Annotated in this window: 21 protein-coding genes and 1 tRNA gene; 20 read left to right on the plus strand and 2 right to left on the minus strand. The window is 50.4% G+C overall.

All coding sequences use genetic code 11. The annotated features are described in order from the left end of the window. The first annotated feature begins 72 nt into the window (after positions 1 to 72). The 8 genes from BMX45_RS02365 (at position 73) to BMX45_RS02400 (ending at position 10,240) form a co-directional block, all read left to right on the plus strand. Positions 73 to 1,113 (plus strand): ABC transporter substrate-binding protein, encoded by a 1,041-nt coding sequence (locus tag BMX45_RS02365; RefSeq protein WP_090908778.1) that lies wholly within the window; start codon positions 73 to 75, stop codon positions 1,111 to 1,113. Positions 1,114 to 1,173: 60 nt separating this feature from the next. Beyond that, positions 1,174 to 2,094 carry an ABC transporter permease gene (locus tag BMX45_RS02370; protein WP_090908317.1) on the plus strand — a complete coding sequence of 307 codons (921 nt, stop codon included), beginning with the start codon at positions 1,174 to 1,176 and terminating at the stop codon, positions 2,092 to 2,094. Next, positions 2,094 to 2,888, plus strand: a complete 795-nt coding sequence (locus BMX45_RS02375) for an ABC transporter ATP-binding protein (protein WP_090908318.1) — start codon at positions 2,094 to 2,096, stop codon at positions 2,886 to 2,888. Before BMX45_RS02370 ends, BMX45_RS02375 begins: the two co-directional genes overlap by 1 nt. A gap of 298 nt (positions 2,889 to 3,186) precedes the next feature. After that, positions 3,187 to 4,575, plus strand: coding sequence for a helix-turn-helix domain-containing protein (locus BMX45_RS02380; RefSeq protein ID WP_090908319.1), 1,389 nt, complete (start codon positions 3,187 to 3,189; stop codon positions 4,573 to 4,575). 292 nt (positions 4,576 to 4,867) lie between these two features. Next, positions 4,868 to 6,247, plus strand: coding sequence for a helix-turn-helix domain-containing protein (locus BMX45_RS02385; protein ID WP_090908320.1), 1,380 nt, complete (start codon positions 4,868 to 4,870; stop codon positions 6,245 to 6,247). Between the two features lie 143 nt (positions 6,248 to 6,390). Beyond that, positions 6,391 to 7,620 carry a CynX/NimT family MFS transporter gene (locus tag BMX45_RS02390; RefSeq protein ID WP_090908321.1) on the plus strand — a complete coding sequence of 410 codons (1,230 nt, stop codon included), beginning with the start codon at positions 6,391 to 6,393 and terminating at the stop codon, positions 7,618 to 7,620. Between the two features lie 286 nt (positions 7,621 to 7,906). Further along, positions 7,907 to 9,136: a chromate transporter gene (locus BMX45_RS02395; RefSeq protein ID WP_090908322.1), complete on the plus strand. Its 1,230-nt coding sequence runs from the start codon at positions 7,907 to 7,909 to the stop codon at positions 9,134 to 9,136. Between the two features lie 171 nt (positions 9,137 to 9,307). Further along, the gene (locus tag BMX45_RS02400; RefSeq protein WP_090908323.1) at positions 9,308 to 10,240 is read left to right on the plus strand and encodes an NAD(P)/FAD-dependent oxidoreductase; all 933 of its coding nucleotides are present in this window, start codon (positions 9,308 to 9,310) and stop codon (positions 10,238 to 10,240) included. A gap of 165 nt (positions 10,241 to 10,405) precedes the next feature. Here BMX45_RS02400 and BMX45_RS02405 read toward each other — a convergent pair whose 3' ends face one another. Beyond that, positions 10,406 to 10,708 (minus strand): hypothetical protein, encoded by a 303-nt coding sequence (locus BMX45_RS02405; RefSeq protein WP_090908324.1) that lies wholly within the window; start codon positions 10,706 to 10,708, stop codon positions 10,406 to 10,408. A gap of 148 nt (positions 10,709 to 10,856) precedes the next feature. Here BMX45_RS02405 and BMX45_RS02410 point away from each other — a divergent pair, with 148 nt between their 5' ends. From BMX45_RS02410 to BMX45_RS02445, 8 genes are all read left to right on the plus strand, one after another. Beyond that, positions 10,857 to 11,240, plus strand: a complete 384-nt coding sequence (locus BMX45_RS02410) for an antibiotic biosynthesis monooxygenase family protein (protein ID WP_090908325.1) — start codon at positions 10,857 to 10,859, stop codon at positions 11,238 to 11,240. Positions 11,241 to 11,456: 216 nt separating this feature from the next. Next, positions 11,457 to 12,437 carry an AAA family ATPase gene (locus tag BMX45_RS02415; protein WP_090908326.1) on the plus strand — a complete coding sequence of 327 codons (981 nt, stop codon included), beginning with the start codon at positions 11,457 to 11,459 and terminating at the stop codon, positions 12,435 to 12,437. Positions 12,438 to 12,449: 12 nt separating this feature from the next. Next, a complete protein-coding gene (locus tag BMX45_RS02420) occupies positions 12,450 to 13,556 on the plus strand; it encodes a DUF58 domain-containing protein (protein WP_090908327.1) in 1,107 nt (368 codons plus the stop codon). Then, the gene (locus tag BMX45_RS02425) at positions 13,553 to 14,857 is read left to right on the plus strand and encodes a DUF4129 domain-containing protein (RefSeq protein ID WP_090908328.1); all 1,305 of its coding nucleotides are present in this window, start codon (positions 13,553 to 13,555) and stop codon (positions 14,855 to 14,857) included. The genes BMX45_RS02420 and BMX45_RS02425 overlap by 4 nt, the downstream gene beginning before the upstream one ends. A 12-nt stretch (positions 14,858 to 14,869) precedes the next feature. After that, a complete protein-coding gene (pulA, locus tag BMX45_RS02430) occupies positions 14,870 to 16,822 on the plus strand; it encodes a type I pullulanase (protein WP_090908329.1) in 1,953 nt (650 codons plus the stop codon). A gap of 134 nt (positions 16,823 to 16,956) precedes the next feature. Further along, positions 16,957 to 18,528: an S-layer homology domain-containing protein gene (locus BMX45_RS02435; RefSeq protein ID WP_254777921.1), complete on the plus strand. Its 1,572-nt coding sequence runs from the start codon at positions 16,957 to 16,959 to the stop codon at positions 18,526 to 18,528. 128 nt (positions 18,529 to 18,656) lie between these two features. Next, a complete protein-coding gene (locus tag BMX45_RS02440) occupies positions 18,657 to 19,112 on the plus strand; it encodes a RidA family protein (RefSeq protein WP_090908331.1) in 456 nt (151 codons plus the stop codon). A 2-nt stretch (positions 19,113 to 19,114) separates the two neighbouring features. Then, entirely contained in the window at positions 19,115 to 19,630 is a 516-nt protein-coding gene (locus tag BMX45_RS02445) for a GNAT family N-acetyltransferase (RefSeq protein ID WP_090908332.1), read from the plus strand. Positions 19,631 to 19,673: 43 nt separating this feature from the next. Here BMX45_RS02445 and BMX45_RS02450 read toward each other — a convergent pair whose 3' ends face one another. Next, positions 19,674 to 20,525: an alpha/beta hydrolase family protein gene (locus BMX45_RS02450; RefSeq protein ID WP_090908333.1), complete on the minus strand. Its 852-nt coding sequence runs from the start codon at positions 20,523 to 20,525 to the stop codon at positions 19,674 to 19,676. 193 nt (positions 20,526 to 20,718) lie between these two features. Between BMX45_RS02450 and BMX45_RS02455 the strand changes: the two genes are divergently transcribed. The 4 genes from BMX45_RS02455 to BMX45_RS02470 all read left to right on the plus strand — a co-directional run bounded on the left by BMX45_RS02455 (position 20,719) and on the right by BMX45_RS02470 (position 22,750). After that, a tRNA-His gene (locus BMX45_RS02455) sits at positions 20,719 to 20,791 on the plus strand. 128 nt (positions 20,792 to 20,919) lie between these two features. Next, positions 20,920 to 21,180 carry a YqkE family protein gene (locus BMX45_RS02460; protein WP_015736189.1) on the plus strand — a complete coding sequence of 87 codons (261 nt, stop codon included), beginning with the start codon at positions 20,920 to 20,922 and terminating at the stop codon, positions 21,178 to 21,180. Between the two features lie 136 nt (positions 21,181 to 21,316). Beyond that, complete coding sequence (locus BMX45_RS02465) at positions 21,317 to 21,898, plus strand: AAA family ATPase (RefSeq protein ID WP_009590685.1); 582 nt, start codon at positions 21,317 to 21,319, stop codon at positions 21,896 to 21,898. A gap of 132 nt (positions 21,899 to 22,030) precedes the next feature. After that, positions 22,031 to 22,750, plus strand: a complete 720-nt coding sequence (locus BMX45_RS02470) for a DsbA family oxidoreductase (protein ID WP_090908334.1) — start codon at positions 22,031 to 22,033, stop codon at positions 22,748 to 22,750. Positions 22,751 to 22,849: the final 99 nt, after the last annotated feature.

The following is a 22,849-nucleotide window of genomic DNA, read 5'->3' on the forward strand; positions in this document are numbered from 1 at the left end:
TGAAAGCGGGGAAGCGCTGTCGCTTTATGTAGAAAATTATTGAAGCGGTTAATAAAAGAGAGGGGATTCATGATGAAGAGAAAAATGTGGTTATCACTTACACTCTCCGCGCTGCTGGTTACGGCAGTAGGCTGCGGGGACAAGCCGGAAGGCGGCGGTACGACTCAAACGGGCAGCGGCGGAGATGCCGAGAAGAAATCCTACAGCATCGCGATTTCGCAGATCGTTGAGCATCCATCCTTGGATGCGACGCGGGAAGGCATTCTGGCAGCATTGAAGGACGCTGGAATCTCGGAGGATGACAAGACGCTGAAGATTGATTACAACAATGCACAAGGTGACCCGGCGAACAACCTCTCGATCGGACAGAAGTTGAAGGATACGAAAGCGGATCTGGTGATCGCAATTGCAACCGATTCGGCACAGGCTGTGGCGCAGAACGTGAAGGAGAAGCCGGTCTTGTTCGCAGCTGTAACAGATCCGCTCGATGCGAAGCTGGTCAGCGATTTGAAGAAACCAGGGGGCAACATCACCGGGGCATCTGACACGAACCCGGAAGCAACCAAACAATTGATGAATTTTGTAAATACTCATTTTCCAAATGTTAAGAGGATTGGTTTGGTCTTAGATGAAGGAGAAGCAAATGCGGTTGTTATGGCCAACACGGCAGAAGAGGTGCTTTCGGAGCATGGAATCGAGCTTGTGAAAGCTGCCGTTACCAATACTTCGGAAGTGAAGCAAGCAGCGGAATCGCTAGTCGGTAAAGTCGATGCCTTCTATATCACGCTGGATAATACTGTGGTAAGTGGAGTCGAGACAATTATTCAGACAGCACAAAAAAACAAAATACCGTTTTTTTCCAGTGACCGCGATACGGTGGAGAAGGGAGCTTTTGCAACGGTTGGATTCAAGTACTACGATCATGGATATCAAGTCGGCCAGATGGCCGTAGAGATCCTGAAAAACGGCAAGAACCCGGGGGACATGGAAATCACGAAGCCGGATAAGCTGGATCTGATCCTGAACACGAAGGTTGCGGCTGACTATGGTATTGAAGTGACCGACGCCATGAAACAGGAAGTCAAGGACCCGGACAACAACATCATCGAGTAACGGTAAGGCGCGGAGATAACAGCCCGCGCCTTACTTCTTAATCCTTAAGGAGGTCATGACATGCTGGATTTCGTGATGAGACTGGATGGTCCGATTGAATTGGGGCTTCTGTATGCGTTGATGGCACTCGGCGTATATATCACGTTCCGAATTTTGGATTTTCCGGATTTAACAGTGGATGGAAGTTTTACGACAGGCGCAGCGATTGCAGCGATTCTGATCACAAACGGCGTAAATCCATGGCTTGCTACGCTGGCTGCTTTTGCCGGAGGTATGTTAGCCGGTATCTGTACAGGCCTGCTGCACACCAAAGGTAAAATCAACGGTTTGCTGTCGGGCATTATTATGATGATTGCGCTGTATTCGATCAATATGAGGATCATGGGCAAGCCTAATATTTCGTTGAGCCAGGAAGCGAATATCTTCGGATCGATCGATCCGATTTATATTATGTTGGTAATCGTAATTATCGGAAAGCTGCTGCTTGATGCGTTCTTTCGTACGGATCTTGGCCTTGCGCTGCGCGCGACAGGCGATAACAAGCGGATGATCCGCAGCTTTGGTGCCAACACGGACACGACAACCATTCTGGGGCTAAGCATCTCGAACGGGCTGGTGGCCTTATCCGGCGCTGTGGTTGCCCAGCAATCAAGTTTTGCGGACATCGGCTCCGGTATTGGAATGATTGTCATTGGCTTGGCGTCCGTTATCATTGGCGAGGCTGTTCTGGGAACCGGCTCGGTATTCCGGACAACGCTCGCGGTCGTATGCGGTTCGATTATTTATCGGATTGTCGTTGCCGCTGCCTATGAAATTCCATGGCTGGAGGCTTCGGATTTAAAATTGATCACGGCGATCATCGTTATTATCGCTCTCGTGGTTCCGACCATCAACCGGGCGATGAAGCAGCGTTCACAGGCACGGAGGCGCTCATCCGAACTGTTAGCTACGCAAGGGAAGACCAAAGGAGGTGCCCTCTGATGCTGGAAATGAACCATGTGTCCAAGCTGTTTAACCCGGGGACGGTGGATGAGAAAATCGCCTTGATGGACGTCAACCTTCATTTGAAGTCTGGGGATTTCGTGACGGTTATCGGAAGCAATGGTGCGGGCAAATCCACACTGATGAATATCATTTCCGGGGTAATGAAGCCGGACGCGGGTGAAGTGCGCATTGACGGCACTTCGATCGGCCATCTGCCGGAATTCCGTCGCAGCCGCTGGATCGGCCGGGTATTTCAGGATCCGATGGCGGGCACGGCGCCGCATATGACCATCGAAGAGAATCTGGCGATGGCATATCGTCGTGGCCAATCCCGCGGGCTCAGCATAGGCGTTACAGCCTCCAAGCGGGCCGGCTTCCGCAAACATCTAGAGCGGCTCGGCATTGGACTTGAGGATCGGCTCCGAGCCAAAGTAGGAATGTTGTCGGGAGGGGAGCGTCAAGCACTAAGCTTGCTGATGGCAACCTTCACGCAGCCGCAAATCCTGCTGCTCGATGAACATACGGCGGCGCTCGATCCCGCTCGTGCGGAGCTGATTACCCGCATAACCGATGACATCGTACGCGACATGAAGCTGACCACGCTTATGGTCACACATAACATGGAGCAAGCCATCCGTCTTGGCAATCGCCTCATTATGATGGATAAGGGGCGCATCATTCTGGATGTGGACGAAGAGCGCAAGAAATCCCTGACGGTGGAGCAGCTGCTTGGGGAATTTGAGCAGATTAGCGGCCATAGGCTGTCCGATGATCGTTTGGTTCTGGGATAATTTTCTACTTCAAGACAAGGAATCTTTGGACTCAAGATGAATTAGAATGTTCATAGAATTCAGCAAATAAAAGCGCTTCCGAAAATTTCGGAGCGCTTTTTCTCATAGTGTCATTTCATTTGACGATATATAAATAGAATAAGATTTGCAGGAAAATTGGCATTTTTAAATCTTATTGGGTATTTCATGTAAAAAAATGACGTAAATAAGTATTGACCGCTGGAATATTAATCAATATGATTACTGTATAGAGAAATATACTAATATTTGGGTTCTGATCCTGGAGGGTGGTGTTAGCTTGGAAATGACAGCAACGATTCGCGAACAAATGGAAGAGTTTCTACATAAGAACGAAATGACGATTAATCGGTTTGCTGAAATATCGGAGGTCAACAGCGGCACACTCAGCAACATTCTGAATGGGAACCGCCCGATTTCCATGCAGCAATTGGACCGAATTACGTCAGGCATGGGTCTGGAAGAGGGTTATTTCTACGAGTTGTACATAGATGAATGCATTTTTCATGCTACGCCGGATTGGCGTCGACTGGGACCGTTTCTCCACAGGTGTGCGGAACTGGGGAAGCTGGATTGTTTGGACAAGGCTGTCCGAATGACGATGGATAATATTTCTTACTCCCCGCTGCTCTTTGAAACAGCCGAGCTTTTTTTCAAAGAGGGAAAGCATGAGGCGGCCGTGCTGCTCTACAGGAGTGTGGCTGAGAGCGAAAGATTCCAGCATTCGGAACGGCTAGCCCTTTGCCAGTATAGGTTGTTTACGCTTGGGCTTACGGATGATCAGGATGCAAACTTGCAAGCGGCCGTATATTTTGAGCCATACGTGGATCGTTTAGATGAAATGTATCAGTTAGATGCGCTTAGACAATTAATTAATATAAATGTATCGCTTAATCGTTGGGATAAAGTTGAAGAATTAGCCAATAAGATGGGAAGTAAAGCGAAAATCCAGTATCAAAATAACATGAAAATGTATGATTTAGGAGACAAAGAGGTAAAACCGTTAATTTTTTATATTCTATATGGAGAATTAATCCTAGCAAATGTTTGTCGAGAGAAAGGTGATTATGAAAAAGGGTTATATTATATATCGTTATATTCAAATCCCGACTGGATATATGAACCGACTGAAAATGATCTTCAAATTATCGAACAATTCAAAGAATGGGGAAAAGCTAACAAGTACCTCTACCAGCTTATGATCGGACAGGTTGAGATTCTACCTGAATACATCAACTATATTTCTATAAAAGAAAATGAAGTCTTTCCTGCCCTGTGCAATATAATGATAGCTGCCAACCGTTATGATATAAATGTTGATCAAATTTTGGAGCGTTTTGAAGTGTATTTAACACTCAAAAATCAATCAAGTAATATAGGAACCATAAGTCGCCAAATCAATGCGGAAAGGTATACCCGACTTTTGTCTGAATTAGGAATATATTATTTAAATGCAAAAAATTACGACAAAGGTTTACAATATATATTGGAAAGTTTAGTTAGTTCTATTACAATTAATAGTAACAAAGGTATGCTAAGATGCATGGGGTTATTTGAACAATTCCGGGACTTTTCTTCGCTTGAAACCCAGAAACGATTTAAAAAATTAGTTAGTGAGGTGCAAAAGTTAAATGAAAAAAAGATTGGCTTGTCTACTAGCTACAGTTAGTATTCTAATGTTTATAGTATTTCCCAATATTTCGAATAATGCGGAATTGTTAGATCCAACGCATCGGGCTACATCATCGCATGATCATGGGGTCGGAAGCTGAGCAAGTTTTGGATTATGTATTTATACTAAAAATAGAAATGTCTTGAAGAAGATGGTTCCAGAATATATTAGGGGCTATCTTCTTTTTATTAGGTTTCATTTACTATTGACCTAACGAATGTAAAATAATAGCATGTAATTAATTATTTACTATACTAATATTTGGTTTTCCATCTGGGGGTGTTGTTACTTGGAGACGACAACCACGATTCGCGGAGAAATAGTAAGATATTTGCAGAATCATCGTATGACGATTAACCAATTTGCGAGGATATCCGGCATTAACAGCGGAACACTTAGTAATATTTTGAATGGTAATCGTCCCATGTCCATGCACCAGTTAGACCGGATTACCGAAGGGATGGGTCTGGAAGAGGGGCACTTCTATAATCTTTACATATCGGAAAGTATTTTCCATACTACTCCGGATTGGCGGAGGCTGAGGCCTTTTCTTGAGCGATGTGCTGAACTGGATAAATTGGATTATTTGCATAAAGCTGCACGAATGACGTTGGAAAACATCAATTACGCACCAATGCTTTTCGAAATGGCGGAAGAATTGTTCATCGGGGAAAAGTATAAAGCGGCTGCGTTATTATACGAATGCGTAGCCGAATGCGAAAAATTGCAGTATTCCGAACGGCTAGCTCTTTGCCAATATCGACTATTCATAATCAAGTTAGGTGAGAACCAAGAGGAAAATTTACAAGCTGCCGTATATTTCGAGCCTTATATTGATAGGTTGGATGAAATGTATCAGTTGGATGCGTATGTTAAGCTTATCAATCTGAATATATCTTTGCAGCGTATGGATAAAATCGAAGCTCTTGCCAAAAGAATGGAACATCAATCCAGAATTCATTATCAGCAAAATAGAAATACGTTTGAATCACTTGAATTTCCAAATAGACCTCTTCTTTTTTATTTACTTTATTCGTACCTAGTTCAGGCATATTTGCATCAAGAGCGTGGGAATTACGAAAATGCATTCTACTATGTATCCTTGTATGATAAACCAGAGTGGGTAATAAATCCCAGTCCTGAAGAATCTCATATCATAGGTCAGTTTAGCGAATGGGCTGAAGCTAATCGTTATATGTATAGCTTGATGAGCGGACAACCAGGTGCCCTACATCAGTATGTAGATTACGTTGAATCGAGAGAAAATGAGATCTTTCTTGCTCTATGCAATATCATGGTCGCAGCCAATCGTTATCAACTTCATGTTGATCCAATTTTGGACCGTTTTAAAGAGCATTTGCATTATAGATCGCAGCAAAATGAGCTTGGAAAGATAAGCGATCAGGTCACAATAAACCGTTACACCCGCCTTCTCGCCGAATTAGGGATATACTATTTGAATGCCAAACAGCAAAATCGCGGTTTATCCTATATCCTGGACAGTCTCGAGTATTCGATCAGAATCAAAAGCGATAACGGGATGCTGCGCTGCATGGGGATCTTTGAGCAGTTCCGCCATGCTGCAACCGAGGATATACTAAAACGGTATAATGAACTGATTCGCGATGTCCAAAAATTATCCGTGTATGCCTGGAGCCCGGTTGTGTAGGGCTCTTCGGTGCGTCCATGCGTTATTACATGACATTGCCGCCAGGATGTGACCTCCCGGGGCTATGGCCTAAAGTCCGGGTTTGTGATAAACTCGGATAAGTTTATTTTTACATATCGGATGAAAAGTAAGGAGTCCATGTCATGACATCAAGAACATCGATAGATCCAAACACCAATTCCACAGGGCGCACATGGTTGATCTTTGCAGGCATTATCCTTATTGCCATTAACCTCAGGGCGGCGATTACTTCGGTAGGTCCGCTGATCGGAATTATTCGAGAGGATACGGGGATTTCGAACACATTGGCAGGCATGCTGACAACGCTGCCGCTATTAGCCTTTGCTTTACTATCGCCGATGGCGCCGGCCATGGCCAAAAAATGGGGGCTGGAGACAGCCCTTCTGCTGAGCATGGTCGTGCTGACTTTCGGCATCGGCATACGCTCGATATCGTCTCCCTATACGCTGTTGATAGGTACCGCATTCCTAGGGATGGCCATAGCCGTCGGGAACGTGCTGCTCCCGAGTCTGGTCAAGCGGGACTTCCCGCGCCATATCGGTTTGATGACAGGCACCTACTCTGCCTCGATGAACCTGCTCGCCGCGATTGCATCGGGGGTCAGCATTCCGCTGGCTACCCAAGCCGGGCTTGGTTGGCAGGGCTCCCTGTTAATTTGGGGATCCTTGTCCTTATTGGCGATGATCGTATGGCTGATCCAGCGCCGCAGTTCCGGAAAGACCGCTGAGGTCAGTTCGGCTGCCGGAAAGCAGCAGAACGTGCTGAAGTCGCCGCTTGCTTGGTATATTACTTTATTTATGGGGCTTCAATCGTTTACGTTCTACGTGAACATCTCATGGCTGCCCGAGATTCTGAGAAGCCAAGGCATGGATTACGGTGCCGCAGGATGGATGCTCTCGATTCTCCAATTTGTCAGCCTGCCATTTTCCTTCATCATTCCTGTCTTGGCCGGCCGGAATCCGAACCAGCGTGTACTGGTAACGATCTCTGCATTGTCCATGCTGATCGGTTATGCCGGTTTGTTATCCGGCATGTCTTCGATGAATCTCCTATGGGTGATGCTGGTAGGTATTTCGGGCGGGGCGAATTTCAGTTTGTCCCTGATGTTCTTCACCCTTCGTACCAAAACGGCCCACGAAGCCGCCGCGTTATCCGGCATGGCCCAGTCGCTGGGTTATTTGCTGGCTGCCGTCGGTCCGATGCTGATCGGGTTCCTGCATGACGCAACGGGAGGATGGAAGGTGCCTCTGACGGTGCTGTCCGCCGTTGTCGTGGTGTTGTTCTTCTTTGGTTTTGGGGCAGCGAAGCCAGGTTATCTGTCCGTTCCGGACGAAACGAAGACGGAGGCTTAAAGCTGCAGAAGTCAGCATCTGGTGATACATCTTGCTATAAGAACAATATGAAGAGCGATCCATGGAGATACTCCAGTTGGGTCGCTCTTTTTTAATGCATGTGCGGACTTTCGAACGATAGCACTCAAAGGTTCTGAAAATTTTACATTACGTTTACATAAATGGGTAGATTGATCATGAGAATATGGTATACTCTGAAATTTGATAAAGATGATCTGTATCCTTAAGACTGAACGGGTTAAGAGTTCTATTACTTTACATCAAGCAAACGGGGAGTGATGGTATCTTGAATCTACAGACAGATAAAGAGCAAACACAGTCTCAGGTTGGCAACAGACAACCGTCTGGAAGATGGCGTGCGCTCGGCGAAACCTGGTGGACTGCTCTGCAGCTGGGACTTACTTCTTTTGGCGGGCCGATTGCCCATCTCGGATACTTCCACCAGACCTATGTACGGCGGAAACAATGGCTGGATGAGAAAAGCTACGCGGATCTAGTGGCCTTGGCCCAGTTCCTTCCCGGACCTGCCAGCAGCCAGGTAGGCATTGGCGTTGGGGTTATGAGAGCCGGACTCTGGGGCGGACTTGTCGCCTGGCTCGGCTTCACGCTGCCGTCCGTGCTCATGCTTATGATTTTTGCCTATCTCATGCAAACCTTCGATCCCGGCTCGGCAGGCTGGATTCAGGGACTTAAAATCGTCGCGGTAGCCATCGTAGCGCAAGCGGTGCTCGGAATGGCAGGAAAGCTGGCATCAGGCCCTGCCCGGGCGGCTGTAGCGTTAATCGCCATGGCAGTCGTGCTGCTGTGGCAGAGTCCCGTGTCTCAAGTGACGGTGATCGCTCTTGCCGGCCTATCGGGATTGTGGCTGTTCAAGCGTCAAGCAAACGAAGAGGCAACACCCGAGATGAAAATGCCGATCGGACGGAGCGCCGGACTCTTTTGCCTGGGAGCGTTTGTCGTTCTGTTGGTAGGTCTCCCGCTCCTTAAAGGGATCACCGATAATGGATGGGTAGCCATTGTGGACAGCTTCTACCGTGCCGGATCGCTTGTATTCGGCGGAGGGCATGTCGTTCTTCCGCTGCTGGAGAGCGAGACGGTACTGAACGGATGGATATCTAAAGAGGATTTTCTAACCGGTTACGGGGCGACACAAGCGGTTCCTGGCCCGTTGTTTACATTTGCCGCTTATCTTGGGGTCCTGATTCAGGGAATACCCGGGGGCATCGTTGCCACGCTTGCCATCTTTCTGCCCGGATTTCTGCTCATGGTAGGAGCCATGCCATTCTGGAATGGCGTCAGAAGAAACCCGAAACTGCAGGGCATGCTGACAGGCATGAACGCGGCTGTGGTCGGAATTCTGCTGGCCGCTTTGTACCATCCCATATGGACTTCCTCCATCCACGGCCCGCTTGAATTTGTGATCGGCGCGGGACTGTTCGGGATGCTGATGTTCTGGAAGAGTCCCCCGTGGCTTGTTGTCATCATTGGCGCATTAGCAGGACAGTTTCTCCTGTGAAGGCCTTATTGAATAGCCCTCGGCACGGTGTGCCGGGGGTTATTTGATCGATTAGGAGTAAATCGCATCGGATTGGTTAAATATTAGGGTGTATCTCTATTCGGGAAGCATGCGTTGATCACAAGAGTTTTTAGCTCTTAATTCGATACAGAAATGAGTGGATAAACCTACATGATGGACAGCGACGTGAAAGATTGCATTATTGTTGGCGGCGGAATTGCAGGTCTGCAGGCAGCTATACAACTGGGACGGTATTCGGCCTACGATGTACTGGTCATCGACCGGGGAACGGGGCGTTCCACCATCTGCAAGAGCTACCGCAACATACTAGGATGGCCGGAAGGGGTGTCCGGTGAAGAGCTCAGACAGCGAGGGCGGAAGCAGGCGGAGGCCGTGGGCGTTGCGTTTGCAGCCGATGATATACGGAAGGCCGAACGGGATGAAGCGAAGTGTTTTGTGTTAACCGGAAAAGACGGAACCAGGTACAGGGCAAAAAGCATGCTGCTTGCAACAGGCTTGATGGACCGCTTTCCCAAGCTGCCGGGCCTGATGTCTACGCTGGGCACATCCGTTTTTGTATGTCCCGATTGCGATGGATATGAAATTCAGGATCGAAAAACCGTTGTGCTGGGATCAGGCGATCCCGGTGCCAGTATGGCCATCTTGTTGTCCGAGCGGGCGAAGGAAATCATCTATGTCGATCATGAGGGACAGCCGGCTTCGTCCGAGAACATGACGCAGTTAGTGAATCTTGGGATTCCGTATATAGAGAAAAGAGTAACCGAAATTCAGGAGGAAGGCGGCATCCTATCGGCTGTCGTGCTGGAAGACGGCAGCATCATACGCGCCGAGCGCGGTTTCATTTCCTTTGGAGGGAACATGATCTATTCCGAATTGGCCGAGCAGTTGGGGGCGGAACTGGAGCACAACCGGCATGTGAAGACCGATCCCCGATCCAAAATGACGAGTGTCGAACTGCTGTGGGCTGCAGGCGACCTGGGCGTCCATTCCGAATTAACCACCGTGGCGATGGGGGAAGGCGCAACGGCTGCGATCTGGATCCATAAAACGCTGAAAAAGATGACAAGCCAAGCCGTAACATAATGTTAGGAGTCAGGCTGGAATATTCGCATGGTCCAGGCCATGACATGATAACTAAAGAACCCGCCTGATCGGGCACGGGACGTAAGGAGCGATACCGTGGATCAAGGCGGGTTTTCTGTGCTATCAGCGGACTGTCACCTTGAATTCAAGTCGAGAGACTAGACGTTATGACAGACCGAATCTCGTGATATGATCTTCGAGTTTATATTTTTGCAGCAATTCCGTTTGCTTGGGACCGATCAGGTCAAAATGCGGGTATGGCTGGCGGTGATGGATATACTGCGGATTTAATCCATTGGATATGCACCAGTCCTTCAGGCGCGAAATATCCGAGCAGCCTACTTTGGTTACGGTATGAAACTCCGGAAACCGCTTATCGTACCAATAATGGGTTAAAAACGCGATATCGCCTTTGGCGACTTTCTGTTTCCATTGCTGTAATTCCTGCTTCGAGATGCCGAATGCCATGTTAGTCTCATCCTCATTCGTATATTCATTCTTCTCATTATACCAGCATATACTTGACTGCACCTACTTGTTTTCATAGCCTGGTGCTGCGAAGTCTGAAGCGCTGCCTTACCGTTGATCGAATCGATGTCGAAAGAGGGGGAACGTTATGATACTGGAATCAGCCATTCTTTATATTAAATCTGGGCTGGCAAGCGAATTCGAAAGTGCCTTTCGGGAGGCTTCCGGCGTATTGTTATCCAAAAAGGGGTATGTAGGCCATGAACTTCACAAGTGCGTGGAGAACCGGGATGAATATATATTCCTTGTCCGCTGGAGCGGCATTAAGGATCACCTGATCGGCTTCCGCGGGCACCCGGACTATAAGAAATGGGTTGCCTCTCTGGAACCGTTTTATGCAAAGGCGCCTGAGGTCAAGCATTATATCGACATCCGGATCGACAGCCGCGAGCAGGCGGAATCGGAGTTGGCTAAACTGTTGATTCCGGAAAGCGGCTCGGATTCCGCCGAGGAAAACAGGCCGTCAGAATAAAAGGGGCTTCATTTTATCGGCTAATACAACACGGCAAGAGTATCCCCTACTGAGGGTGATTTCCCGGGAGCCGTCCTTGGACGGCTTCTTGGCGTTATTGGAGGAGGCGCACCCTGGTCATTGAAGGCTTGGCCAAACTTGGCTTATTTTGTCCCGAATAACAGGAATTATGGGATGGCGTGACGAACTTTGTTGTTAAGTTAAACTACATAAGGGGTGGTTACAATCATTACAGATTATCAGGGCGTCCGACGTCTTGCCGACGACATTCGGGCAAACGTTTCCAAAGTTATGGTAGGCAAGGAGCAGCTGATTGACAGATTGTTTATTGCCATGGTCACATCGGGTCATGTACTGCTGGAAGATGTTCCGGGAACCGGGAAGACGCTGTTGGCCAAATCCATCTCCAGGTCGATTGATTGCACGTTTAAGCGAGTACAGTTTACGCCGGATTTGCTGCCGTCCGATCTGAGCGGCATTTATTTCTATAATCAACAATCCGCGACGTTTGAATTCCGTCCCGGTCCGCTGTTCACCAATATCCTGCTCGCTGATGAAATCAACAGAGCCACGCCTCGTACGCAGTCCAGCCTGCTCGAGTGCATGGAGGAGCGCCAGATCAGCATCGACGGAGTAACCCATCAACTGAAAGAACCGTTTCTGGTCATCGCCACGCAGAACCCGCTGGAGCAGCAAGGAACGTTTCCGCTGCCGGAGGCACAGCTGGACCGCTTTTTATTCAAACTGAACATGGGGTATCCTACCTCGGAGGAAAGCGTGAATATTTTGAAGCGCTTCAAAGACGAACAGCCGCTGGAATCCCTGACGGCCATCGCAGCGTCCGACAGCATCGTACAAGCCAGGCATATCGTCAGCAAAGTACATGTCAGCGATGAGATGTTGGCTTATATAGTCGAACTTTCCGAGCATTCGAGACGGGATGAAGCCGTCGCCTCCGGCGTAAGCCCGAGGGGCTGCCAGGCATTATTGAAGGCGGTGCAGGTACAGGCCGTCCTGAACGGTAGAGAGTTCGTTACGCCTGATGACGTGAAGGAGCTCGCCGTGCCGACGTGGGCGCACCGCTTGAAGCTGCGGGGGACGCTCCACAACCGCGGCGGCGCGACTGCGTCAGAAGAAGTGATCCAACGATTGCTGCAGCAGGTTGCCGTACCGACAGAAGAAGGCATCTCGTCGTAGGGGGCGATGGCGATGGGAGCCTACTGGATATTGTTAATCGCTGCTGTAGTTGTAGTCGTGCAGGGCAAGATTTTCAAACGGACGGCACTCCAAAAGCTGAACTACAGCCGTTCCTTCAAGGTATCGACCTGCTATGAGGGAGATTCCGTGGAATTGATCGAAATCATCGAGAACCGTAAAGCGCTGCCGGTGCCCTGGCTTCGGGTAGAATCCCAGTTCCGCTCGGGTCTGGCGTTCGATAACCAATTGAACCTGGACATCAGCGAGGGGCAATTCAATCAGAACCATAAGAGCTTCTTCAGTCTGCTGCCGTGGACCAAGATTCTTCGAAGACATCGAATTACCGCGAAACGAAGAGGTTTGTACAAGCTGGGAACGGTATCGATGACGACAGGGGATTTGGTCGGCATGGAGTCGGTTGTCCAGAGCAAGACCCTGTCCGGCGGAATTATCGTGTATCCGATGCCGATGGATGCGTCGGACATGGAGCTGCCGGTTCAGACCTGGATGGGGGAGATGCTGGTCCGCAGATGGATCATGGAGGATCCGTTCCTGATATCGGGCGTTCGCGAATATCGGGACGGTGATCCGCTGAAGGATATCCAATGGAAAGCGACTGCACGGACGGGAACCCTGCAGGTTCACAGGCGGGATACGACCGCGGACAGCCGGCTCTTCATCTATTTGAATATTGAAGATCATGAGCAGATGTGGAGCAAGGCAACGCGTCCGGAGGCCATTGAGTATGGCATCCGCCTGGCTGCCGGCATTACGGCGCATTTATTGTCACAGGGTATGGAGATCGGGATGGGGACCAATGGAACCCTTGGCGAGGATTCAAGCGATGAAGCATTTGTTCCGGTCGCAGGCGGCATGATGCAGCAGGAGCTGATATTCGAAATGCTGGCCAGACTGGAGCTGACCCGCCGGCTTTCTTTTCATGATTATTTGGCCCACGAGCTGTCGCGGCATGAAGAAGCTAAAGATATCCTCATTCTGAGCACTTACGTCAGTCCCAGGCTGGAAGAGATGTTTCAGCGATTCCGGGATAACGGGCACACGATCCAGGTATTCCTTCTCCGCGACGTGCCGTCCCCCGCGAAGGAGGTGTCCGCATGACCGGTCGAGGCTCCGGATTCATAAGGGCTTTTTTGCAGGGATTGGTGGAGTGCGTATTGTATTTCCCGGTGCTCTTCATTCCGGCATTCTATCTGCTGCCTGAATCGTACCGATGGATATGGCCCGCCCTGGTCTTAGGCGGGTACGTCCTGGGCTACGCAGGTGCACATTGGTTCAACATGGATCGTCAGTTCAAAGCGTTCGTATGGGCTTGCCTGGTTTCCGTTGCTGTATCCGTTGCCTTTGTAGGGGTTGATATCGCCCTTGCTTACGTTATCCCGCTGTTGTTTATTGCCAGTATTCGCGGAAGCCGGATGGAGCAGGTGAACTGGAAATTGATGTTCCCGGGAACATACTTCCTAATCGGGTTGATTCTGTACGGGGTCAGCAGCTTTTTTCTCAGTTTCATGGACTCCTTCCGCGACGGAATATTGTCTCTGACCTGGATGGGAGCGGCTGCGTTAGGATTGACCCTGCTGATCGTCAACCGGCAATACGTGCTGGACGAAACGCTGCCAGGCAATGACCAGCCCGTGCTGGAACGGCGCGTGCTGCGCTACAATCGCTGGTTTATCATCGTTTTGCTGATCCTTATTGCGCTGGTCGCTTTTCTTCCCCAGCTGCAGCAGTGGGTCTCCGATATGGCGAGGGGGATCGCCGCCTGGATCTCCGGATGGTTCAGCTCGGGTGCAGAGCAAGTGCCGGAGCCGCCTTCAATGTCGGAACCTCCTCCCGAGATGCCGTTTCTCGATGAAGAAACCAAGCCGCCCAGCCAGTGGATGAAAGTTCTGGAGCAAGTGCTGATTTATGGCGTGTTCACCGTGATCGGGATCGGCATGCTATACGTTCTGTTCCGGTTTGGTAAAGTGCTGCCCAGTCTCTACAGAAAATTCTCCGCGTGGATGAACAGGATGATGAACAGGCAGAATGTCCAGCCCCAGCTGGGCTATGAAGACGAAGTGGAGAATATAGAGCATGACCCGGCATCCAAGCGGCTGCGACGGCTGTTGTCCGGCGTGCGTATCGGCGGAAAGCATCGGGAAGGAGATGGCCCGGAACATCTGAATGAGAAAATCCGACAAATGTATCGTTTGATACTTTCCCGAAGCATCAGGGAAGGCTATAATTGGAAAGCGTCATTTACACCGCGGGAGACCGAAAACGATCTTAAGGAATGGGACGGACGGAAGGATCGCGTTCCGCAGTCCTTGATCGAGCTGTACGAGGAAGCCCGCTATGGAAACCGTACCATTACGAAAGAAGAAGTGGAAGGACTGCAACTTGACCGGAAGCCTAAATGAGGAGTGAACATCTTGTCGGTACAAAAAGAAAGCAACGCTGTTATTCACTACGGGGATCCCGCGGTAACCGGGGGCGTCTCCGTTTTTGATAAGGAATTTGACAAGCTGTTTTATTATGACGGAACCGACTTGGGGTTAACCTACCAAGCCCAAGAATCCAAGTTTCGCCTGTGGGCACCCACGGCCACCGAGGCCTACGTGCTGCTGTACCCGGATTGGAAGACGTCAGAAGCCCGGCGTTTCCCGATGACGCGGGACGTGAAGGGAACCTGGCTGCTGAAAATAGAAGAGAATCTTCATGGGATGTTCTACACCTACCAGGTGCTCATCGGGGATCAATGGAATGAAGCAGTCGATCCCTACGCGGCAGCCGTAGGCGTCAATGGCGATCGGGCTTACATCGTGGATATGGCAGGGACCGATCCCGAGCGTTGGACAGACGAGAAGCCGCCGTTCCAAAGCCCGCTGGATGCCGTTATCTATGAACTGCATGTTCGTGATTACACCATTCATCCGGACAGCGGAGTGGAGTTCAAGGGCAAGTTTAAAGGTCTGACGGAGACGGGTACCCGGGGGCCGGGAGGGATTCGTACAGGACTTGATCATATCGTGGAGCTCGGGGCCACGCATGTGGAACTGCTGCCGATTTATGATTTTGCCACGGAAAGCGTGGATGAGACCAGGCTGCATGAGCCTCAGTACAACTGGGGGTACGACCCGAAGAACTACAATGCTCCTGAAGGCTCGTATGCTACCGATCCGTATGTGCCGGAGATTCGGATCCGTGAATTGAAGGAGCTGATTCAGACCTTCCATGAACAAGGCCTGCGGGTCATCATGGACGTGGTGTATAACCACGTTTATGACGGGTATTTGGTCAACTTTACGAAGCTGGTGCCGGGATATTATCTCCGCTACACAAAAGACGGCAAATTCTCCAACGGATCCGGGTGCGGCAATGACACGGCATCCGAGCGTCCGATGATGCGGAAGTTCATTGTGGAATCCGTCCTGCATTGGGTGAAGGAGTATCGGGTGGACGGTTTCCGCTTTGACCTGATGGGATTGCTGGATGTGCAGACGATGAATGAAATCCGTGCGCGCCTGGACGAAATCGATCCTTCCATCATGACGATCGGCGAAGGCTGGGTCATGAATACCGAGCTGGACGAGAAGAAACGGGCGAATCAGTTGCAAGCGGCCTTGATGCCGCGAATCGCGCACTTTAACGATGGTTTCCGTGACGCAGTTAAAGGGGATATCTTTCATTATGATTATAAAGGCTTTGTGAGCGGCGGCGTCGGATATCAAAACAAGGTGAAACAAGGCATCGTGGGCGGCATTCCGTATTCCCAAGATATCAAGGCGTTTGCTTCCGAGCCGGATCAGTGCGTGAATTATGTGGAGTGTCACGATAACCATACCCTGTGGGATAAAATCATGCTGTCTACGGATGGGGAGTCGGATGCCGTTCGCCGCGATATGCACCGGTTGTCATCGGCCATGATTCTTACCAGTCAAGGCATTCCTTTTCTGCACGCCGGCCAAGAGTATTATCGCTCCAAGAACGGTGTGGAGAACAGCTACAATGCCAGCGATGAGGTGAACCGGCTTGATTGGGGAATGGCATCGGAACACCAGGACGGGGTGAAGTACATCCAGCGGCTCGTTCAGCTGCGCAGGAATCATCCGGCGTTCAGAATGAGGGATGCAGCGTCGATCCGCAAGCATCTCCATTTCGAGCCGTGCCCGGAGCATGCTGTTGCTTTCACGCTTCGCGATCATGCGGGCGGCGACCCGGCAGAGCATATTTATGTGCTCTATTATGTCGGTCGCAAACCGTCCTCCCTGACGATACCCGAGTTGGGAGAATGGAAGGTTCGGTTTGGCGAAGAACATGTGAAGGGAATGAGCCGGGATTCCCTTGTAGTCGAAGGTATAGGCGCGGTGGTATTAACTTGTTAAATCCTTGACCGTTTGCCCACATTGCCAAGAAATGCATAATGCCTGATTCTATCATCATCTGATATGCTGAGAATATCAGATGATAGAATCGAGGCGCCCCTTTGAAGAAATATATCCTGTCACTTTGTTTCCTTTTGTCATTTACTGCGTTTATAAACCCCCTTCAGGCATCAGCAGCTCAAGCTCCTAGCCCGACCGCTTTTCACGATATTTCGACCAGCTTTGCAAAAGACGCGATTTACCGTCTGGCCAAGCGAGGCATCGTAAGCGGGGATGGCACAGGAGCTTTTTTGCCGCGAAATCCGGTCACGCGGGCCGAATTTATCGCCATGGTTGCCAGAATGCTGAACATGGAGCCTGTTCCGAACGATCTCCCCGCCTTTCAGGACGTATCCCGTTCAGCTTGGTACTATGGCTGGGTTCATGCAGGCCTTAATTTATCCATCGTGGAGGGGAACGGCTACAAGTTCTTTCCGAATGCTTCGATCACAAGACAGGAAGCCGCGGTCATCGTTATTCGTGCCATGAAGGATAGTGGATACGATAACGGATATACCGCCGGCTACTATACGGATTCGAAATCGATCGCGGCATGGGCTTGGCGTGCGGTCGGCCAAGCGACGAATACAGGCTGGCTGCAAGGAAGCCAAGGCCAATTCAGACCGCTGGACCCGATCACCCGGGAAGAAACGGCGATGCTGCTGGACAGGGTCCTTCAATCGGGAAACGTGAAATCCATGATCGACAGCCAGCCGGCCGCGAATATTCATATGGGCTGGTTGTACAATGGCTCGACCAAGCAATATATCTCCTATGCCAAACGGGCCGGGTTGAATGTGCTGGTGCCGCGGTGGTATTACATGGAGTCTAACGGGAAGCTTTCGGACAGCACCGACATCGAGCTGCTGAATTGGGCACATAACAATGGCCGGCAGGTGTGGGCTATGGTGGGCAACCGCGCGAATGCGGAAGGAACCCACCAGGTTCTAAGCAGTCCGCAGTCCCGGAAGTCTGTCGTAGACAGCATCGCTGCGAGCGTATCCCGCTACCGATTGGATGGGATCAATATCGATTTTGAGAACGTCATGCCTGAGGACAGGCAGAATCTGACGGCCTTCATCACGCAGTTATCCCTGGAAATGAAACGGCTTGGAGCCAAGTTATCCATTGATGTTTCACCTGATCTGAATACGGATTGGACGGCTGCCTTCGATTATGCGGTGCTTGGCAGTCTAGTGGACTATATGGTGCTCATGAGTTATGACCAGCACTGGGGCGGTTCGCCGAAAGCGGGCTCCGTATCCTCGCTGCCATGGAGCGAATCCGCGCTGAGCAAGCTGCTGACCCAAGTGCCGGCTAAGAAGAGCATCATTGCGTATCCGCTCTATACGAGGGATTGGCAGATTGCTTCATCGGTGTCCTCGTCGGATATCAGTTTGATTGAACAGGGACATCGCATCCGTCTGACCCGGGCTTCCTTAACTTGGAATGCCAGCGTGGCGCAATATGAAGCAGCTTATAGCAGCAGAGGCATCCGGCATCGCATATGGACCGAGGATTCCCGCTCCCTGTCATGGAAACATCTCATGGCCGCCAAATATCGAATTGCCGGGTATGCCTATTGGTATCCGGGAGCAGAAACGACGGACGTGTGGCAGGCGATTGACAATGCGGAGCGTTATGCTTCGTATTCGTTCCGAATCTAAGAGCAGACAGGTTACATCCAAGACCAATCCCGATGAATGGGGTTGGTCTTTTTTTACTTGTAAAACGGTTATTCCGTGATACAATAATTGAAATTTAATTTGAATGATTTTCCTGTAGGAGTGATCAAATGACCGTTTGTGCGGAGGAACGTTTACAGCAGCTGGGCATCACCTTGCCAAAAGCCGGATCGCCGGCAGCCAAGTATGCCAACTACGTCATCGTGAACGGGTTGATGTATGTTTCCGGCAAGGGTCCATCCGGGCAGCCAAGGGGCAAATTGGGCGAGCATTACACAACGGAGCAGGGATACGAATATGCTCGACTGACCGGAATCGAAGTCTTAGCCGTATTGAGGGAAGGCCTGGGATCGCTTGATAAAGTGAAGCGGGTGGTTAAGGTTCAGGGCTTCATTAACGCAACAACCGATTACGAAGAGCATCATATGGTGTTGAATGGATTCTCGGACTTGATGCTTGAGGTGTTCGGGGATCAAGGGATCCATGCCAGATCCGTATTCGGCGCGGTATCCTTGCGGAATCAGCTGCCTGTCATTGTGGATTCGATTTTTCAAGTGGAGGGATAGCCTTGACGTTAGCATTAAGGGAGCTGCTGGAGAAGGAGGATGAGAGTCTGCTGTTTATGGTCCAGGAGATTGGCTCCGGCGAGAACGGCTTTGTTAACGGCTTAAATAGCAGCAGCATGGAGGAATTCTCCTCCAAGGTCCGTCGCAATTACGAAATGGCACGAAGCATTAATCTGCCGGATGAGTATGTTCCCCAGACGATTTATTGGCTGTATCATAACGGCAAGCCTGTAGGTTACGGCAAGCTCAGACACCGCTTGAATGAGAAGCTGTTGGAGTCAGGGGGGCATATCGGGTATGTCATCAGGCCGTCGGAGCGGGGGAATGGATATAGCAAACAGATGCTGGCGGGGCTCGTTAAGAAAGCCTGTGAGAAGAACATAAGCCGGGTCCTTCTAACTTGCGATGAAACCAATCTGGCTTCCCGTCGCATCATAGAATGGAATCATGGGGAACTCAGTTCCATTGCGGACGGGAATTGCAAATACTGGATCGATACGGCTGCTAGGCTGGAATAGGGGGATAGATACCGATCATCATGAGCTTTAGATTAATTACGCCTTAACTTCGCTTCAACCAGTCGAACATCCGGTTGATCGCCGCGGCATGCTGCAGCGGCGGGAAATGATGTCCCAGCCCTTCGTACAGGTGGGCTTCTGGCTGGTGTCCCAGTTCTTGAAGCTTGTCCAGCATCCGGAAGCTGTGTCCAACCCGGACCTGCTCGTCCCGCGTTCCGTGCACGATCAGGACAGGGCATCGGATTCGATCCGCATAATGAATCGGGGACCGAAGAAGGTATCGTTCCGGAAACTTGGTCGGCGTACCGCCAATGACGCGTTTCATCATTCTGCGCAGATCGATCCGTTCCTCGTAGGTCTGCGCCAGGTCGGAGACGCCGCTCCATAGAATCATTTTGGATACATGAGATGACCGGGCGGCTGCCACGGCAGCATTGATCGCCCCGCGGGAGAAGCCCAGCAGATGCATACGGTTGTTGTCTATCCATGCAATGCGGGATAACCATTCCAAGGCGGTGATCACATCCATCGTATCGGCACCCCCAAACTCATCCCTGCCCTCGCTGCCTTCGTTTCCGCGATAGGCCGGAGCAAACACGGCATAGCCTTGCGCCGCGAATTCTTCGACCCATTTCAACCTGACCGCGCCGATCCGGCCTATGCCTCCGCGGCAATACAGGACCAGCGGCAGCTTAGGTTCGATCGACCCGGAGGCTCCTTCCGGAACAGGGTCCTTATACAAGGAGCATGCAAGCGTGCCGGTTACCGTAACGCCGGGTAAGGCGTCGACCGTTTCGGACATCTCCTGGCTGCGATTAAGGGACAATTGCGGCGGCAGACCCAGATATCCTTTCACATGCAATCCCTCTGAGACGTAATCGATATGATAGATCATGAATGTCTTACCCCCTATGCTGAATCATCATGTTGTAGCGTATGTGAACTCTTGGTCAGACGACGGAGTTCAAGTAAGTATAGTATTTACTCGTCGTTGAAATCAAGGGGCGATGTAAGAAATTACAATTTGCCAAACGGCTGAATATCTGATATATTATGATCTCGGGCATGATGACATGTCCATTGTCATGGCGGTCGTGGCGAAGGGGTTAACGCACCGGATTGTGGCTCCGGCATTCGTGGGTTCAAGTCCCATCGATCGCCCTTAAGTAAGTATACATAACGAGAAGGAGAGCCGACAGGCTCTCCTTTTTCGTAAATCCTCTTCAATAGATACGGATGTCAGACGACATTTAAGATGGTATAATGGATTGAAATCGAGGTGAGTATTTGTGGCAAAAAAGAAACGAACGTCCCCGGCGCCACGGACGGAAACTGCCGATAAACCCGCAACGCTAAAAGATATGCTGGACCCACAAGTTTTGGCAAAGCTGAAGGCGACAACCGAGTCTTTAAAGGCCTCTGAAGCCGAGCGGCTGGAGAAGGAGCGGCAGGAACGGGAAGCTGCACGCAAGGCGGAACAGAAGCGTCGCGATAACGATTTTGAATATCTGCTGGAACACAGCGAGATGGATTGGAAAAAGTACAAATGACAGGCGGCGGCACGCTGTCTGTTTTTTAATATAAATATCAGATAAGGATAGGTTTAAAAAACCAGGCCTATCTGGTAATGCAATATAAACGACTGAAGTCTACACAGTGAACCAAATGCGGAGGAAGAACGAGAACATGAATCATGGCCGTGCTATAAGGATCGGGATAGGCGGGGGGACGGGCAGCGGCAAAACGACGCTAAGCCTCCAACTCAAGGAGAAGCTTGTCGAGTATCGGGTGGCGCTCTTTCATATGGACAAATATTATAAGTCCGTCAGACCTATGTCTAAAGCGCCCTTTACGAATACAATCTTTGAGGATTTTAACCATCCGGACGCCGTCAACATCCAGCGTCTGACCGATGAGATAGAACAAGCCGCCCGTTGCGGTGACCATGATGTCATCGTCATTGAAGGGTTTCTTCTGTATCAATTCGAGGATCTTCGAAACTCCCTGGATCTGAAGCTGTTCGTCGACTGTCCCGCGGATGAAAGAATGCTTCGCAGAAACCGGCGGTTCATGGAGAAGGGTCATCGCGAGGAAAGCGTGATACAGGAATATTTGCAGCTTGTGCGATACAGGCATGATCAATATGTCGAGCCTACCCGTTGGCATGCGGATTTGGTGATGAACGGCTCCCTGGAGGGGAAGCTTGGCTGTGCGGTTGTGATGGACTGGATTCAGGCCAGGATACAAGATAGCAGGAAGCATCGCTGAAGGCTGTTTACCGTGTGCTCATATCATGGATTACCGTGCAGCATTGCCGTTTTCATATGTAGTGTTGATATCAGGGCGAAAGCGGGTTACAATTAGTAAGTTAGTATTCCTGCTCGCTAGGAGGCGAATAAAATGAAAGTTGAAATTTGGTCGGATTTTATGTGTCCGTTCTGTTATATTGGAAAGCGCCGGTTCGAATCGGCATTGGAGCAGTTCCCTCATAAGGATCAGGTTGAAGTGGTATATCGCAGCTTTGAGCTTGATCCGAATGCGTCGTATAAGCCCGGGGTGTCCATGGACGAGTTGTTGGCGGCGAAATACGGCATGAGCATAGAGCAGGCCAAGGCAGCTAATGCCAACGTGACTCAACAAGCGGCCAGTGTTGGACTTACCTACCACATGGACCGCGTGATCCCTGCCAATTCATTCAATGCTCACCGACTGGTTCATTTTGCGGTGCAGCATGGTAAAATGAAAGACATGACGGAGCGGCTGTTCCGCGCCTATTTCACGGATGCCGAGAACCTGGAAGATAAGAACCTGCTCGCCGATCTGGCGGCGGAGGTCGGACTGGAGCGGGAGCAGGCTATGGCGGTGCTTGAAAGCGATGCTTTCCAATCCGAGGTACGCGCAGATGAAGCCGCAGCGACGAATCTTGGAATTCGGGGTGTGCCGTTCTTCGTGCTCGGAGGCAAATATGCCGTGTCCGGCGCACAACCGCTGGAAGTCTTCACGGATGCACTGGACAAAGCCTATCGTGAAGCGAATCCCCTGGTCATGGTGAACGAGTCCGACAGCAACGACGGCATGTGTGCCGACGGATCTTGCGATCTGCCGGGCAGCGCGAAATAAACCATACACAGCAAGCCTAGAGCCCGAAGCATCCGTACACGATCTTCGGGCTCTATTTATAACAGATCCTTAAAATTGAATACATAAAGCATAGGAGGT

Origin of the sequence: Paenibacillus sp. cl141a (genome assembly GCF_900109305.1) — a bacterium.
GTDB lineage: Bacteria > Bacillota > Bacilli > Paenibacillales > Paenibacillaceae > Paenibacillus_AQ > Paenibacillus_AQ lautus_A.

Coding starts and splice junctions, on each gene's coding strand:
- BMX45_RS02370 (WP_090908317.1), top strand. CDS start 1,174: ATGCTGGATTTCGTGATGAGACTGGATGGTCCGATTGAATTGGGGCTT.
- BMX45_RS02470 (WP_090908334.1), top strand. CDS start 22,031: ATGAAAGTTGAAATTTGGTCGGATTTTATGTGTCCGTTCTGTTATATT.
- BMX45_RS02450 (WP_090908333.1), bottom strand. CDS start 20,525: ATGATCTATCATATCGATTACGTCTCAGAGGGATTGCATGTGAAAGGA.
- BMX45_RS02440 (WP_090908331.1), top strand. CDS start 18,657: ATGACCGTTTGTGCGGAGGAACGTTTACAGCAGCTGGGCATCACCTTG.
- BMX45_RS02390 (WP_090908321.1), top strand. CDS start 6,391: ATGACATCAAGAACATCGATAGATCCAAACACCAATTCCACAGGGCGC.
- BMX45_RS02410 (WP_090908325.1), top strand. CDS start 10,857: ATGATACTGGAATCAGCCATTCTTTATATTAAATCTGGGCTGGCAAGC.
- BMX45_RS02365 (WP_090908778.1), top strand. CDS start 73: ATGAAGAGAAAAATGTGGTTATCACTTACACTCTCCGCGCTGCTGGTT.
- BMX45_RS02375 (WP_090908318.1), top strand. CDS start 2,094: ATGCTGGAAATGAACCATGTGTCCAAGCTGTTTAACCCGGGGACGGTG.
- BMX45_RS02405 (WP_090908324.1), bottom strand. CDS start 10,708: ATGGCATTCGGCATCTCGAAGCAGGAATTACAGCAATGGAAACAGAAA.
- BMX45_RS02425 (WP_090908328.1), top strand. CDS start 13,553: ATGACCGGTCGAGGCTCCGGATTCATAAGGGCTTTTTTGCAGGGATTG.
- BMX45_RS02400 (WP_090908323.1), top strand. CDS start 9,308: ATGATGGACAGCGACGTGAAAGATTGCATTATTGTTGGCGGCGGAATT.
- BMX45_RS02420 (WP_090908327.1), top strand. CDS start 12,450: ATGGGAGCCTACTGGATATTGTTAATCGCTGCTGTAGTTGTAGTCGTG.
- BMX45_RS02465 (WP_009590685.1), top strand. CDS start 21,317: ATGAATCATGGCCGTGCTATAAGGATCGGGATAGGCGGGGGGACGGGC.